This is a genomic window from Arhodomonas sp. KWT, assembly GCF_010993615.1.
The window spans coordinates 1-541 of the sequence record NZ_WNXE01001091.1; the positions used below are offsets into that span (position 1 = coordinate 1).

The window sequence follows — 541 nt, forward strand, 5'->3', positions numbered from 1 at the left end:
GCCGTGGTGGTCAAGGACGTGCCGGAGGGCGCGACGATGATCGGCGTCCCCGCGCGGGTGGCCCGGCGGCCGGAGCCCGTTACCGAGGAGGACCGCCGGCGCGAGGCGACCGCGCGGCGCATCGGTTTCGATGCCTATGGCGCCACCCGCGACATGCCCGACCCGGTGGCCAACGCCATCAACGCCATCCTGGACCATGTCCACACCACGGACGAGCGCCTCGAGGAGATGTGCCGCGCCATGCGCAAGCTCGGCGCCGAGGTCAGCGACGAGCGTCTGCCCGAGCTTGGTGACTGCGGCATGCAGACCGGGGCCGGCGAGGAGACCGAGGAGGCCTCCGGCGAGGCGTCCGGTGCGGACGACTCGGAGAGCCCCCGCACCGGCACGCACTGATGACGGATCCCGGCCCGGTCTATCTCGACTACGCGGCGACCACCCCGCTGGACCCGGCGGTTCTGGCCGCGATGCGACCGTGGCTGGAGGGGCTGGCCGGGAACCCGGCGAGTGCCCACGCGGTGGGCCGGCATGCCGCCGCCGCGGT

Annotated in this window: 1 pseudogene; it reads left to right on the forward strand. The window is 74.1% G+C overall.

Annotated elements, in window-relative coordinates:
- Positions 1–393, forward strand: a pseudogene (locus tag G7A99_RS24310) (serine O-acetyltransferase); the annotation flags it as partial.
- Positions 394–541: the final 148 nt, after the last annotated feature.